Here is a 14945-nt window from a genome sequence, read left to right as displayed (position 1 = left end):
CTTTAAAAGCTATCTTAAAAATATTAGGGGGTAATTAAATATGGCTGTTCCTATTGCTCTTGCTGTTGGTTCTTATATTAGGTCTGCTATTCCCACAATATATAGTAAAGCATCTGCTTTTTTAGGTGTTGGTGTTACTGCTACTGCTATTGCTATAGATGAGCACAATAAATTAGATGTTGGGTTAGTAAAATATTATAAAACTGAAAGTGATATTTTTAATAAAAAATCTATTGAATTGGTTGAAGAACTTGAAGTTGGAGGAAAGTTTATAAGTGAAAAACTTATGGATTATTATGCTACTTTACCTAAAGCTGCAGATATTCCTATTGCTCCAACTGTTGTAAATACTACAAATTTATTATCTGTATTAAGCGAAAATTCTTTAAGAATTGAAAAACAATTAGAATTTTTAAATAAATCTATTATAGGGATAAATACTCATTTATCTTCTTTAGTTGAGTCTGTGTCTATTTCTGGTTTAAATTCTTTCGCAGAACAATCTAAACAAAATAATATTTTATCTTCAATTGCTGTTAATATTTCTGCTTTATCCAAAGTTTTTGAATATTCTAATGATTTAAGTTTCTCTAATATCGCAATGAATGGTGTAGTAGCTGAAAATATAGAAAATGTTGAAAAAGCCACAAAACAAGGATTTAAAGATTTAGCAAAATCTACCGAAGAAAGTGGAGATATTATTAGAACTGCGGTAAGAGGTGTAACTACTCAATTAACTAATTCCGATACTTCTAAAGGTTTAGAAGCAATTAATAAAACTTTAGAAAAAACTAATGCTATGGAAGACGAGAAAGATATAACATATAATGGAACTAAAGTAAATAAAAGAGAATTGGAAGTTATTAGATTAAAGGAAGAGATTGAAGCCTTAAAATCTGAAAACTCTTTTGATATGGACGATATAACTGATTTTGTTGAAGATATGGTTAGCGATGGTTTTGACTTAGATTATAACCCTTTTGAAGTCATTTTAAATAGATTAAAAGATGAGTTTACGGAAGATTTTAAAGAGAAAAAAACTAAATATAATATTAAAAGTGTAGGAGAAATTTAATATGCAAAGCTTAGGAAATATTTTAGGTAATAGTGTAGAAGATGGAATAGATGATTTTTTATCATCTTTTCTTTTTCGTAAAATGAGAGAATATACAGAACCCGTAAAAAAAGATTTTGAAAGTGATAGCGATTTCGATGGAGCTGTACAAAACTTTATTACAACTCTCTCAATGGGTCTTACATTATATGCTTATATGCACATAATGGAATATATAAGAAAAGCAGGAACTAGATTTACTATGCTTTGGGCTTATATAGTTGTTGGAAAAATGAAACAAAAAATTAGTAAATTAAAAACATCTTCAAAAATAGGCAAAAAAGGTCTTGCTTTAGCTTCCGCTGTTATTGGTGCTGATAAAACATCAGAAAGAATACAAGTAGCAAAAATAATAAATGATAATTTGAATCACATTGATAATAAAATCTATCAAGATAAAAATATTCGTATGAATATGGAAAATAGACTTTTAGATATGGGTGGTAAAGCTTCACAAATTAAAGGAGTTTCAAGTCAAGAAAACTTTAACTTGTATCTTCATAAAACGAAAACTAGCACTTGGAAAAATACAAATGTAGATAAAAAACTCTTTGAAAGAGTAACGGGCGAAAAAATAACAGATAGTAGTGCGGAAAGTTGGAGTAAACTTGTTGAAAAATTAAATCAATATTCAGAGTTTGCAAAAAATAGTGAGGGCGAAATATTTAACTTAACGGAAGCATTGCTTAAAGTTGTTAATCGTTCGGGAGTTGTTAAGTAATTAACCATAAGGGCTTCGCCCGTTATGGTACTAAAAAGAAAATAAAGGATAATTATGTCAAATATATACCATATCTCTACTCAATTAGGTAGGGTTGATAGCTTCTTCCTTGAAGCTGATAACTATAACGATTGTTTTAATTTAATTACTGAAATTTCAGAAGCTGAAATATTAAATATTAAAAAAGTTATCTATTCTAAAAATTTTAAAATAGGTACTAATGATAATATAGATAGATTCCCAAGTGAAGATTATGGAATTTATAAATGGTCATTTTTTTGTTATTCAAATAATCATTCAAAGCAAATTGATTTATATAATCTAAAGCCTACCACTACAAAAGAAGATATCGAAAAATTTTTAAAAACTCAATTGATTGTAGATGAGCCTATAATAGGTTTTTATGATGATGTAAGAGTTGATATAAAAGACGAAACTATACTTGACCAAAATCTCTTCCAAGTAGTGTATAAATATAATAGTAGAACTTATACAGAAAACTTTTATTCTAATAATGTACAAGAATTAAAAAACTTTTTTGATAAATTTGTTTCAGGTCAATTAATAGAAATAAGAGAGTTTGAATATGTAAATGTAGCAATTAAAAAAGATGATGGAAACTATTTTAAAAGAGTAAGCTTTAAAATTTATGATGGTAATTTTCAAATGGTTAGCTTTATTCCAAATATCAAAAAGTATAAAGATTTTAAAGTAATTCAAAATGTTATTACCGAAACTCTAAAGTTCAGAAATAAAAGAATAGATAAAGATAAAATAAAGTTTTATCTAAAATGATATATACTTCAAACTTAATTTTATAATATACAAGGAAAAAATTAAATGAAAAATGATGATTTAAAAAACTATTGGGAAGATGACAAAAAACTCAATAAAGCATTTAAAGAAATAAAAACAGAAAATGAACATTTAAGATTAAAGGAATATGAAAAAATAGAAAATTATAAATTTAATGTTAATTTGATAATCTTTTTTTCATCTTCTCTCTTTACTTTTTTACTTTTTAATATTTATAAAAGCGATTATCATCAATTTATTTATTTTAATTTTATTTTTTTCTTTTTAGCTGTCTATAGAGTTGTTAAAGATGATTATCCAGATAAGTTTATAAATATATTTCTTTGTTTAGTCCCTTTTCTTAATATTGTTATTTTTTTTTCAAAATTCGAGAATAAAATTAAATGAAAAATGATGATTTAAAAAACTATTGGAATGATGAAAAAAAAGTTTTAAAAGCTGAAAATGAAGCTTTAGAAGATGAAATAACATATAAGACAATTAAGTCAAAAAATAATACTAATATAAATAATCAAAAGATAGACTCTTTAAATTCTAAAACTTCTCAAAAAGTTATAAATATAAATTCAAATAATAATAAAGAAAATGAAATAGATTATTTATTTTTAAATATTCAAATTTTTCTTCATATTTTCGGTATTTTCTCTATTCTTATAAATGAAACATTATCTATTATTATGGGTTTATTTATAATATTGAATTTTTGCATTTTATGGATATATGGAATTTATAAAATTTTTACAAACACTAAAGATAAGACATTTTGGTTATTGTGCTTTATTTTTATTCCATTTATTGCTGTTTATGTTTATCCCTTAAAAAATCGTAATCTATAAACACCCTACTTTTAACAACTTTTAAAACCCCAAAAAATTACCTATTTCAATTTTTTTCTTTAAAACACCTATAAAATCGGACTTCATAAGAAAAAAATTGAACTATTGACAACCTTTTTAAAAAACTCTTTAATTTCATCAATCAATAGCTTTTAAGTCTTGCAAAACCTCAAAAAAATAAAAAAGAAGATTTTTAAAAGAACTAGGATTATAAAAAAAACAAAATTAAAATTAAAAGGAAAAAAAATAAAATGGCTCAAAAAAAATTTATAATTAAACAAAAAACAAACTGGGGTGGAAGAGGAGAAAAATCAGGAACATCAACAATACAACTTGATGAGTCTGAGATTGCTGGATATATCGCTCTTTTAGAAGGCGAGGTTGAAGTATATGAGCAAAATTTAACTTTATCTGTTACAGGTGTTTCAACTGCTACAAGTTCAGTAAATGCTAGTGATAGAGTACTTATTAAGCACGGTGTACACGTTCCTATTTATGTAGCAAATAGTAGTAGAAGACCTATAGTGTTTAAAACTCCAATATCAAATGTTTATGCTTATTTAATGTCTTGCAAACCATTCCCTGCTCCATATAGTGCAGATACACCAAAAGATGTTTCATTAGATACTGCAAACTTTGGTTTACTTTAATATCTATTTATAGATAACAAAAAAATACAAAGGTTAGATATTGATTTATCTAGCCTTTTTTAATTTACATAAAAAATAAAAAAAAGGATAAAGTATGGATAATACAGAATTACAACAATCAATCTTACAAAATTTGCTTTTAGGTTTACAAAAACAAAGCAAGTACTTTTTGGATAGATTAGAGTCATCAGATTTGACACCAAGTGAAGCAAAAGATATAGATAAAGAGATATCTGATATCAATAATGTTTTAAATCAGTTATCAAATAAAACTATAAATTACACAGTTGCAGAACTTGAAGCCTTGAAAGTTACTTTTAATCAAAAATTAGAGCAATTAAATTCAGTTTTAACAAATTTAGAGATAAATACTTTAAAAATAGAATTTGATACTTTAACACCTGAACAAAAAGAGTTTTTAAAAGTTAAAGGAGATAAGGGAGATAAAGGAGATGGTGCTTATGAATTAGCTAAAAGATATGGGTTTGAGGGTAATGAAATAGATTTTTTAAATTCTTTAAAAGGAAAAGATGGAAATTTTGAAGATTTAACACAATCTCAAAAAGATAGTTTAAAAGGTAAAGATGGATTATCAGCTTATGAACTTGCACTAAAAAATGGTTTTTCAGGAACAGAGCAGCAATATTTAGACTCTTTAAAAGGAGAAAATGGGAATTTTGAAGATTTAACACAATCTCAAAAAGATAGCTTAAAAGGTCAAGATGGATTATCAGCTTATGAATTAGCTTTAAAAAATGGTTTTTCAGGAACAGAGCAGGAATATTTAGACTCTTTAAAAGGACAAAATGGGAATTTTGAAGATTTAACACAATCTCAAAAAGATAGTTTAAAAGGTCAAAATGGATTATCAGCTTATGAATTAGCTTTAAAAAATGGTTTTTCAGGAACGGAACATGAGTATCTTGCTTCATTAATAGGTAAAAATGGGAATGATTTAGATTTTCTGGGATATTTAGTAAACAATGGTATTTATACTGGGTTTGATGGTTTTGTTGAACTTATACAAAATAATATAAAAAACAGTGGTGTATTTGTTCTTGCTTCTTCTCAAGGTGGTGAAGATAATGGCGAAAACAATAATGGAGAAAACAATCAAGGCGGTGAAGATAATAGTGGAGAAAATACAAATATAGAGTACAAATTTGAATATTTAAAAAATAAGAATTTGTTGTATCAAGATGGAGCTTTGTTAAAGAATAGATTTTATTTTGTTTTTGGTCTTTCTGTTAATATTGGAGATGTAATATCAATTCTATATTATAATGCACAAGGCTTAAAGGGGTCATTAGTTCTTACTGTTGCTTCTGATTACTATAATGGTTTAGTTTTTAAATATGATAATGGTACTCCGCCTGAGAATATTGAAGTTGAATATGCAACCGTTATTAAAAATGATGATTTAGTTGTGGCTTTCTATCTTGATTTTAAAGATAAAACAACTCAAAACAGGGTTTACCCATTTGAAACTTTTCAAGTTTCAATCATGAAAGACAATAAGTATATTACTGTGCCAAATACTGTTGTTTCAAAAGACGAAACTCATTTAAATCTTTTTAAAAAAGATATAGTGGTTAATTAAATGAATTTAGAAATAATAAATAATATATCTCAATTTTTGATATTGTTAAATACTTTGGTTTTGTACCCTGTTTTTAAATTTGCCTTTGCAATAGAAAAAAGATTAACAGTTTTAGAAACTAAAGATAAGTTAAAATAAGAACAATTAAAATTAATTGTTTTTTAAGTTTTATTTTGTTTTAATTACAAAATTAAAAAAATACTAGAAACAAAAAAAGCAAAATTTAAAGCTATATTTAAGTTTATATTGATTATTATAGTTTTCAATACTAAATTATAATGCTAGTAATTTAAAACTAGCTTTTAAGACTCTATTTGTATCTCTTCAATAATTTCTAATCCAAAACCATTTAATCCAACAAATGAGTGTTTTCCTCCACTTGTCATTAGTTTTACTTTTTTAATATTTAATGAATTTAATATTTGTGCACCAATACCATAATTTTTCTCTATCTCTTGGTTTTTATTTTCATTATTTAAAAATATTAAAACACCACCTTTACTTTGTAGAAAATTTATAGTTTTTAACATTGAATGAAGTTTATCATCATTTAAAAAGATTTTAATATCTGGTCTTATTGTATGAAATTTCACATGAGTTAAATCTTTTATCTCACCAAATATAATAGCTGTATGGATATTATTTAAATGGTCTTTAAACTCTTTTTTTAGGACTTCTTGCCCAAAAAACTTACTTTGAGTACTTGAAACATCATTTATTAGTTTTTCATGAGATAATCTATATTCAACCAAATCAGAGATGTAAATCTGTTTTAAATTATGTTTAGTAGCAAAAATATCTAAATCATCTCTTCTTGCCATTGTTCCATCTTCTTTTAAAATTTCACAAATAACTGCTTCACCTTTTAATCCAGCTAGTTTACATAGATCTATACTTCCTTCAGTATGTCCAGTTCTTACTAATACTCCACCATCTTTTGCAATAAGTGGAAAAATATGTCCAGGACGAACCAACTCAACAGCTTTTGATATAGGATTTGCTAGAATTTTTATAGTATTATCTCTTTCTACTGCACTAATACCTGTTGCTGCATTTGCATCATCAACAGAAACTGTAAATGCAGTCTCATAAGATGATGTATTTGTAGTAACCATTGGATAAAGTTCTAATCTTTTTGCAGTCTCATTTGAAACACTAACGCAAACTAAACCTTTTGCATGTGTTACCATAAAATTAACATGCCAAGGAGTACTAAGAGCTGCTGAGTAAACTAAATCACCCTCATTTTCTCTATCCTCATCATCAAGCATAATTACCATATTACCTTTTTTTATCTCTTCTATTGCTTCTTTAACTCTTATTATTGCATTCATTTTTTATCTTTCATAAATTATTTATATTTTATTAATTAAATTTAAAATCATCACCTAAATAGTGCTCTTTTACTCTAGGATCATTTTTAATCTCTTCAGAAGTTCCACTTGCTAGTAAACTACCACTTTTCATAACATAAGCACGATGACAAATTTGTAAAGTTTCTCTTACATTATGATCTGTTATTAAAATTCCTATTCCTATTTTTGTAAGTTCATTTATTAGGTCTTGAATGTCTTTCACTGCAATTGGATCAACTCCAGCAAAAGGTTCATCAAGAAGTAAAAATTTTGGTTTTGAAACCAAAGCTCTTGCTATTTCTGTTCTTCTTCTCTCTCCACCTGAAAGTGAAACACCTTTTCTTTGTCTTATTGGTTCAATATCAAGTAATTCTAAAAGCTCTTCTACTCTTCTATTTTGCTCATCTTTATCTTTAAACACAATTTCAGCTGCTAAAAGGAGGTTGTCTTCAACACTTAAATCTTTAAAAATAGATGATTCTTGAGGTAAATACCCTATTCCTTTTAAAGCTCTTTTATGTAAAGGTAAAGATGTTATATCTTCATTATCAAAAAAAACTTTTCCACTACTTGGTTTTACCAAACCACAAACTGTATAAAAAGTTGTAGTTTTCCCTGCTCCATTTGGTCCTAAAAGACCTACAATTTCACCAGAATTAACTTCAAGAGAGATACCATGTAAAATTTCAGTTTTTTTAATACTTTTTTTAATATCAACAATTTTCAATTTATTCATATATTTTATACAACCTTTTATCATCTTTTTTTAAAATATCTATAACTAAAACATCAAATCCATAATCACACAAGATATTTTCTAGTTTACTATTACCCCACTCTACAAAATGAAGTCCACTTTTCTCAAACTCTTCAAGCATTCCTAAAGCAATAAACTCTTCTAGGGATTTATTATATAAATCATAGTGAAAAATATTATCACCATAAACCACTTGAAGTGAAAAAGTTGGGGAATTTACTATATCTTCTAAACCAAGAGATTTTACAAAGTATTTTACAAGTGTTGTTTTCCCACTTGCTAAATCTCCTCTTAAAATAACTATACAATCTCTATCTTGTAAAATATTTCTAAGATAAGAAACTACAATATCTATTTGGGTCTCTTCTAGTAAAAACTCTTTACTCATCAACAACTAAGCCTTTGTGAAAATTTTACTATCTCTTCTAATTTTCTTTTTGCATTTCCACCATTTATAGCATCTCTTGCTATTTGTATGCCCTCTTTTAAATCTCTAGCTTTTTCATCTACAACCAAAGTTGCTGCTGCATTTATTAAAACAATATCTAACTTTGCACCTTTTTCTTTTCCAGTTAAGATATCTCTTGTAATTTGTGCATTAATTTCTGGTCCTTCTCCTACAATATCATCTTTTGAAGCTAATTTTAAACCATAATACTCTGGATTTATCTCTAAATCTGTTTGTTTCCCATTTTCTAAAAGTGTTGCATAAGTAATGCTAGAGATTGAAATCTCATCCATTCCATCTTTTGAAGATAAAACCATAGCTCTTTTACAATCTAATAAATCTAAGGCTGTTGCAATTTTATTTATAAAATCTTTATGAAAAACTCCAATTACTTGTTTTTTAACTCCAGCAGGGTTACATAAAGGTCCAATTATATTCATAATAGTTCTATGGTCTATTGTTTTTCTCACAGGTGTAATATATCTCATAGCAGGATGATGATTTGCTGCAAACATAAATCCAAAACCTGTCTCTTCTAGCATTTTAGCTGTATTTTCAAGACTAAGATTTAAGTTTATTCCCAAAGCTTCAAGCATATCTGCACTTCCACTTTTACTTGTAACACTTCTATTTCCATGTTTTGCTACAAAACATCCAACAGATGCTAAAAGAATAGAAACTGTACTTGAAATGTTAAAGCTATAACTTTTATCTCCACCAGTTCCAACTATATCAATAGCTTTTTCTCTTAACTCTTCACTTATTGGAAGAGGAATAACAAAATCTCTCATAGAACTAGCAGCTCCTGCAAGTTCTGAAGCTGTCTCCCCTCTTTCATAAAGAGCCAAAAAATAATCTCTTATTTCATCGTGAGATAGTTTATCTTCAAAAATTTCATCAAATTTTGCTTTTGTCTCTAAAAACATCTAATTTAACCTCTCTACATATTCATCTATTTTTGATTTTGGTGTTGATTTTGTTGTTGGAATTTGAAGAATTTTGAATTTTTCACTCTTTTCAAGATATTTTATCTCTATAATATCTCCAACTTTTACCTCTTTTGCTTTTTTTACTGCAATATCATTTAAAAACACAACTTTGTGTTCCAACATATCTTCAGCTACGGCTCTTCTTTTTGTAATATTTACTGCATTTAAAAATTTATCTATTCTCATAAGATTGATTATAACGAAAATTTTCTAAAAGTGCTTAAAATTCTTTATAGTAAAACTTAGGTAAAATCCACAATAATTTACTAAAAATAGGATATAAGATGAGCAAAAAAGATATTAAAAAAGTAGTTTTAGCTTATAGTGGAGGATTAGATACTTCTATTATTTTAAAATGGCTTCAAGATGAGTACAATGCAGAAGTTATCACTTTTACAGCTGATTTAGGACAAGGTGAAGAGGTTGAACCAGCACGAGCAAAAGCAATAGCTTGTGGAATTAAACCTGAAAATGTATATATTTTAGATGTAAAAGAGGAGTTTGTAAAAGATTATGTTTTCCCTATGTTTAGAGCAAATGCTATTTATGAAGGAGAGTATCTTTTAGGAACAAGTATAGCTAGACCTTTAATTGCAAAGAAATTAGTTGAAATTGCAAATGAAAAAGGTGCTGAAGCTGTATCTCATGGAGCAACAGGAAAAGGAAATGACCAAGTTAGATTTGAACTTGGAGCATTAGCACTAAATCCAGATTTAAAAGTAATTGCTCCTTGGAGAGAGTGGGAGTTAAATTCAAGAGAAAGTTTACTTGAATATGCTAAAAAACATGGTATAGAAATAGCTCAAAAACATGTTGATGAAAATGGAAATCCAAAAATCAGCCCTTACTCTATGGATGCAAATTTACTTCATATCTCTTATGAAGGTCTTCATTTAGAAAATCCAGCAAATGAGCCAGAAGAGTCTATGTGGTTATGGACAACATCTCCTGAAAAAGCTCCAGATAAAGCTGAAATTATTGAAATTGAGTACAAAAATGGAGATCCAATTGCACTAAATGGAGAAAAACTCACTCCTGCAAATCTTCTTTTAGCACTAAATAAACTTGGAAATAAACATGGAATTGGAAGAGTTGATATAGTTGAAAATAGATATGTTGGAATGAAAGCAAGAGGTTGTTATGAAACTCCAGGTGGAACTATTATGCTAAAAGCTCACAGAGCTATTGAATCTTTAACTTTAGATAGAGAAGCAGCTCATTTAAAAGATGAATTAATGCCAAGATATGCAAAACTAATTTATCAAGGGTATTGGTTCTCTCCTGAAAGAGAAATGCTTCAAGCTGCTATTGATGCAACTCAAAAAAATGTAGAAGGTAAAGTAAGATTAAAACTTTACAAAGGAAATGTTATGGTGATTGGAAGAGAGTCATCAAAATCTTTATATGATGATGCTTACTCTACTTTTGAAAAAGATGAGGTTTATAATCAAAAAGATGCAGAAGGGTTTATTAGATTAAATGCTTTAAGACTTGTAATTGCAGGTAAAAAACAGAAATAATCTAACTTTAAATTGGGCAAAACCTTTGCCCAATTTATAAACTCTTATATATATTAATTAACTCATTTTTATCGATTTTATGGTTTGCATTATATGGAAAACTCTTTACTGCTACAATATCAGAAGGCACCATATAATAAGGAAGATTTTTTGAGATACTATTTTTTAACTCTTCACTATTTATCTTATTTTTACAAATAACAAAAGAGATTAGTTTAACTACTTCTGTACCCCTTTTTAGAGCTATTGTAATAGTATCTTCTATATTTTTATTTGCTAAAATCTCTTTATCTATTTCACCTAACTCTATTCTATATCCATGAAGTTTTATAAGCTCATCTTTTCTATTGGCAAAAAAGAGTAGATTATCTTCAAAATATCCAAAATCTCCTGTTCTAAAACTTCGTTTAGAGTATTTTTTCTCAAATTTTTGGCTATTTAACTCATCATTTTTAAAATATCCAATAGATACATTATCTCCTACTATCTCCATTTCACCAATATTTTGTTCATCAATATTTAATAAATTTATAGTAGTTTTATCTTTTACATAACCAACTGGTAAACTTTTTGGGTATTTTTCTAAAATCTCTTCAGTAATTTCAACTAAAGTTGTTGCAACTGTTGCCTCAGTTGGTCCATAAGAGTTTAAAACCTTTGATGTTGGAAAACTATTTTTTATTCTTTTAACACTGTTTACTGGTAAAACTTCTCCACAAAATAGGAAAGTTTTTAAAGCTTTTAAATTATCTTCATTAAATAAATCAGATAATAAAAGTTTACTTATAAAAGATGGTGTTGATACCCAAACATCACAAGAGTATTTTTTTAATCTTTCAAAATATTCAATATGATTTTCTATTGTCTCTTTACTATTTAAAACAATAGTTCCTCCTAAACTCAAAAAACCTATTAGCTCATAAACTGATAAATCAAAACTAAAAGGTGCTTGATTCATAAAAACACTATTTTTAGAGAATCCAAAATCACTTTCAAGCCATTTTTGAAAATCTAAAATAGAATTTTGTGTGATTTGTACACCTTTTGGCTCTCCTGTACTTCCTGAAGTAAAGATTATATAAACTATTGGGTCAGGCAAAAAATATGTTGTAGAGAGATTTTTATCATTAAAATCTATTTTTTTCTCTATAGCATTTATAGTAATAGCTGATTTCACAATTTCTACTATTTTATCAACTCTTGATTTTGGATATATTGTATCAATAGGAATATATGGGAAACCTAAACTCATACTTGCAACTATACTTACAATAAAATCTGACTCTTTATGACCATAAATAACAATAGGATGACCTTTTGGAAGATTGTATTTTAGAAGTTTATCTTTATAAATTTCAACTTCATTTTTAAGTTCACTCCAAGTTAAATCTTTATCACTTCCACAAACTGCTAATTTATCGCTATCTTTCTCACACTCAACAAAATCCATAAGTTTTAAATCAAATCTCATAAAGGAACTCTCCCACTAAAAAAATATAAGGCAAAAACTGCACCATTAATCATCAAAAACCTTTTTATATTTATACTTAATCCTTGTGGAAATATAGAAAAATAATCAAATCCACCTTTTTTTACATATAAAACATAAGAGTTATGAATACTAGAATAAACTCCAAATAAAAACCCACTAAAGATAAAATACCAAGTTAGTCCATTCCACATTCCCATAAGTAAAAATGTAGAAGTTATAGCTAGATTTTGTATAAGTAATTTTCTACCTTTTAAAAAAGAAAAATTGTGAAGATATTTATATAGAGGTTTAAAGAAGTAATCATTTAACCAACTTCCTAATGTAATATGAAATCTTCTCCAAAAATCCTGTGGATTTGGTGCTAAATAAGGATGATTAAAATTCATAGGGATAAAAATTCCAATCATAATACTAAGACCAACAGCCATTGCACTATACCCAGCAAAATCAAAAAACAGATAAACCGTATAAGAGTAAGCACTATTTATCATATCCACTAAAGCTGTACTATTCTCATCAATTTTTGAAAGCCAAAACATATAAACAAGTTCTGCAAAAATAAATTTAAATAAAACTCCAACAACTAAAATTTCCCAACCTTTTAAAATATTTGAAAAAGTAAGATTTTCATACCCTTTTTGTAAATCTTCTTGAAATCTATATGATCTATCTATTGGACCAGCAAGAAGTGTTGTAGGGAATAGTAAAAATGAAGTAAATTCAAAAAAAGACAATTTCCCATAATTTTGGCTATCAACAATAGCTTGAATAGTTCTAAATGTAATATATGAGATACCTATTATTTTAAACATAGGATTAGCTATATCAATTTTATGTAATATCATAGGAAAAGCTATCACAATCATAGGGAAAATTGTCTCTTTATACTCATTTTTAACAAAAATATAGTAAACAATATAAACATATAAAAGTAGTAAAAAGAGTTCATAAGATTCTGGTATACAAAAGTATATATAAGTAACAACAACAATAAATATCAAAGTTTTATATGTTATAAATTTATTCAAAATATTTTTAAAAAGATGTAAAAAAAGAACAAAAGCAAAACTTATTATAAAAAAACCTAGTCCAGAAAAAGGTAAAAAGTCTTGCATTAAAACTCCTCATATACAAATTCAACAGTAGAATCCACATCATTTCCACTTAAATCGCTTATATTCTCATTAGCTAATATGTATATAAACCCAACGATTAGCATTAAATATATGAGAAAAAATTTAAAAAAGTATTTCAAGCAAATTTCCTTTATTTCATAAAATGTTCAATGATTTTTTCATTAACTTTAACCCAGCCTAACTCACCTAAATGTACAATGTCCGTTAGTGTACCCATCTCATAATCATCTTTTTTATATGTCCACATATCCATATACTCAAAATTATGCTCTAATACTTTTAATTTTATAAGTCCCATTAAATTATTTGCTTCTTCTCTATTTTTAGCAAAAACATAAGGATTTAAATCTTGCATTATAAAAAGTGGTTTTATTTTATAACTTTTTAGAAAATCAAGTAAAACTAAAAAATCTTGGAACTCTTGATTTTTATCAATTTCTGGAGGTATTATTATAGAGAATGGAAAATTGTTTTTCGCAATTTCAGGCTCAATATACTTTGAATAATATTCACTATTTACTCCAAAACTATTATTTGAAGTAGGAGTCTCTATAGTTTTTGCTTTGACTTTTAACTCATCATAGTTCAATACTGGTTTAATATAATTTACTAATTTTAAATCTATATTTTCATCATCAAAATTTTGAATTATAAACTTTTTAATTTCGTTATTTAAATAATCCTCTTCTAAAATATTTAAAGGATATTTATATACAAAAGTTGGGTCTTTAATTAAAGATATATTTTTTTGAATATAATCGCTTATTAAATATCTATATTTATCATTTGTATCACTTTCAAAATAGAGTTTATTCATCATTCCAGGATACATAAATTCTAAAAATTTTGGCATTGTTAGTCCATTATCACTACTTCCAGTAAACCAACTAGGAGATAAAAGTACAACAACTTTTGCATTTTCTCTTACTATTTGATTATCACAAGCAGCTAATTGAGACATTATTACAAAAGTTTGCTGACCTTCATTTCCTTGAGCTCTTAATGGTAATTTTAAATCATTGTTAAAATAATTTTGTGGTAAAAATTTTTGATTAGGATAAATTAGTAATTCAGAAGAGCCAAAGAGCACGATTTTTCCAGTTTCTAAATCACTTTGTAAACTTACCGTTTTTTGTTGAGTCTCTTTTAAAGAAGTTGTAAAATAGTCAAAAATTTCATCTTTGAGTAAAAATAAACTTATAAATATGACTAATAGTGCCAATAAAAGAGAGAATATATTTAAAAATAATCTATTCACTCAACTCTGCTTTTTATATAGTTTACCAATTTTTCAATACTATCAAAATTACTTTCTATAATATCTCTTGTATCTATTTTAATACCAAATTCTTCTTCTAACATCATAGCTAAATCAACCGTTCCCATACTATCAATCAAATTTGAAGTGTATAGTGGTTCATCAACTTCCACCTTTTTAAAAGCTATCTCTTCAACCAAAGGTTTTATTCTATTTATAATATCCATTTAACTATCCTAATTTTTATCTAAAA

The 14945-nt window shown here is 26.7% G+C and carries 17 protein-coding genes; 8 read left to right on the top strand and 9 right to left on the bottom strand.

Annotated features, from left to right (window positions below; all coding sequences use genetic code 11):
- Window positions 1-40: 40 nt before the first annotated feature.
- From AFAEC_RS05505 to AFAEC_RS05475, 7 genes are all read left to right on the top strand, one after another.
- Window positions 41-1075, top strand: a complete 1035-nt coding sequence (locus tag AFAEC_RS05505) for a hypothetical protein (RefSeq protein ID WP_026806891.1) — start codon at window positions 41-43, stop codon at window positions 1073-1075.
- Between the two features lies 1 nt (window position 1076).
- Window positions 1077-1835, top strand: coding sequence for a hypothetical protein (locus AFAEC_RS05500; RefSeq protein ID WP_172658628.1), 759 nt, complete (start codon window positions 1077-1079; stop codon window positions 1833-1835).
- Between the two features lie 54 nt (window positions 1836-1889).
- On the top strand, window positions 1890-2630 hold the full coding sequence (locus tag AFAEC_RS05495; RefSeq protein ID WP_026806898.1) for a hypothetical protein: 741 nt from the start codon (window positions 1890-1892) through the stop codon (window positions 2628-2630).
- A gap of 404 nt (window positions 2631-3034) precedes the next feature.
- Complete coding sequence (locus tag AFAEC_RS05490; RefSeq protein WP_026806900.1) at window positions 3035-3487, top strand: hypothetical protein; 453 nt, start codon at window positions 3035-3037, stop codon at window positions 3485-3487.
- A gap of 251 nt (window positions 3488-3738) precedes the next feature.
- Window positions 3739-4137 (top strand): hypothetical protein, encoded by a 399-nt coding sequence (locus AFAEC_RS05485; RefSeq protein ID WP_026805592.1) that lies wholly within the window; start codon window positions 3739-3741, stop codon window positions 4135-4137.
- Window positions 4138-4231: 94 nt separating this feature from the next.
- A complete protein-coding gene (locus AFAEC_RS12180; protein WP_051487517.1) occupies window positions 4232-5737 on the top strand; it encodes a hypothetical protein in 1506 nt (501 codons plus the stop codon).
- On the top strand, window positions 5738-5875 hold the full coding sequence (locus AFAEC_RS05475; RefSeq protein WP_154656350.1) for a hypothetical protein: 138 nt from the start codon (window positions 5738-5740) through the stop codon (window positions 5873-5875).
- Window positions 5876-6039: 164 nt separating this feature from the next.
- Here the strand turns inward: AFAEC_RS05475 and AFAEC_RS05470 are convergent, their stop codons facing one another.
- The 5 genes from AFAEC_RS05470 to AFAEC_RS05450 are packed head-to-tail and all read right to left on the bottom strand — an operon-like array spanning window position 6040 to window position 9472.
- A complete protein-coding gene (locus AFAEC_RS05470; RefSeq protein WP_026806974.1) occupies window positions 6040-7071 on the bottom strand; it encodes a bifunctional 3,4-dihydroxy-2-butanone 4-phosphate synthase/GTP cyclohydrolase II in 1032 nt (343 codons plus the stop codon).
- Between the two features lie 31 nt (window positions 7072-7102).
- Window positions 7103-7828: an LPS export ABC transporter ATP-binding protein gene (gene lptB, locus AFAEC_RS05465; RefSeq protein ID WP_026806975.1), complete on the bottom strand. Its 726-nt coding sequence runs from the start codon at window positions 7826-7828 to the stop codon at window positions 7103-7105.
- A complete protein-coding gene (tsaE, locus tag AFAEC_RS05460) occupies window positions 7821-8237 on the bottom strand; it encodes a tRNA (adenosine(37)-N6)-threonylcarbamoyltransferase complex ATPase subunit type 1 TsaE (protein ID WP_026806976.1) in 417 nt (138 codons plus the stop codon). Before tsaE ends, lptB begins: the two co-directional genes overlap by 8 nt.
- Entirely contained in the window at window positions 8237-9223 is a 987-nt protein-coding gene (gene trpD / locus AFAEC_RS05455; RefSeq protein WP_026806977.1) for an anthranilate phosphoribosyltransferase, read from the bottom strand. The genes tsaE and trpD overlap by 1 nt, the downstream gene beginning before the upstream one ends.
- Window positions 9224-9472 (bottom strand): S4 domain-containing protein, encoded by a 249-nt coding sequence (locus AFAEC_RS05450; protein WP_026806978.1) that lies wholly within the window; start codon window positions 9470-9472, stop codon window positions 9224-9226. It abuts the gene before it with no gap.
- Between the two features lie 98 nt (window positions 9473-9570).
- Here AFAEC_RS05450 and AFAEC_RS05445 point away from each other — a divergent pair, with 98 nt between their 5' ends.
- Window positions 9571-10806 (top strand): argininosuccinate synthase, encoded by a 1236-nt coding sequence (locus AFAEC_RS05445; protein WP_026806979.1) that lies wholly within the window; start codon window positions 9571-9573, stop codon window positions 10804-10806.
- A gap of 34 nt (window positions 10807-10840) precedes the next feature.
- Here the strand turns inward: AFAEC_RS05445 and AFAEC_RS05440 are convergent, their stop codons facing one another.
- From AFAEC_RS05440 to AFAEC_RS05425, 4 genes are all read right to left on the bottom strand, one after another.
- On the bottom strand, window positions 10841-12277 hold the full coding sequence (locus tag AFAEC_RS05440) for an AMP-binding protein (protein ID WP_026806980.1): 1437 nt from the start codon (window positions 12275-12277) through the stop codon (window positions 10841-10843).
- Window positions 12274-13413 (bottom strand): MBOAT family O-acyltransferase, encoded by a 1140-nt coding sequence (locus AFAEC_RS05435; protein WP_026806981.1) that lies wholly within the window; start codon window positions 13411-13413, stop codon window positions 12274-12276. Before AFAEC_RS05435 ends, AFAEC_RS05440 begins: the two co-directional genes overlap by 4 nt.
- Window positions 13414-13564: 151 nt before the next feature.
- Window positions 13565-14692: a D-alanyl-lipoteichoic acid biosynthesis protein DltD gene (locus AFAEC_RS05430; RefSeq protein ID WP_026806982.1), complete on the bottom strand. Its 1128-nt coding sequence runs from the start codon at window positions 14690-14692 to the stop codon at window positions 13565-13567.
- The gene (locus tag AFAEC_RS05425) at window positions 14689-14919 is read right to left on the bottom strand and encodes an acyl carrier protein (RefSeq protein ID WP_026806983.1); all 231 of its coding nucleotides are present in this window, start codon (window positions 14917-14919) and stop codon (window positions 14689-14691) included. Before AFAEC_RS05425 ends, AFAEC_RS05430 begins: the two co-directional genes overlap by 4 nt.
- Between the last annotated feature and the right edge of the window lie 26 nt (window positions 14920-14945).

Origin of the sequence: Aliarcobacter faecis (assembly GCF_013201705.1) — a bacterium.
In the GTDB taxonomy this organism is placed as follows: domain Bacteria; phylum Campylobacterota; class Campylobacteria; order Campylobacterales; family Arcobacteraceae; genus Aliarcobacter; species Aliarcobacter faecis.
This window is presented reverse-complemented; position numbering and strand designations above follow the sequence as displayed.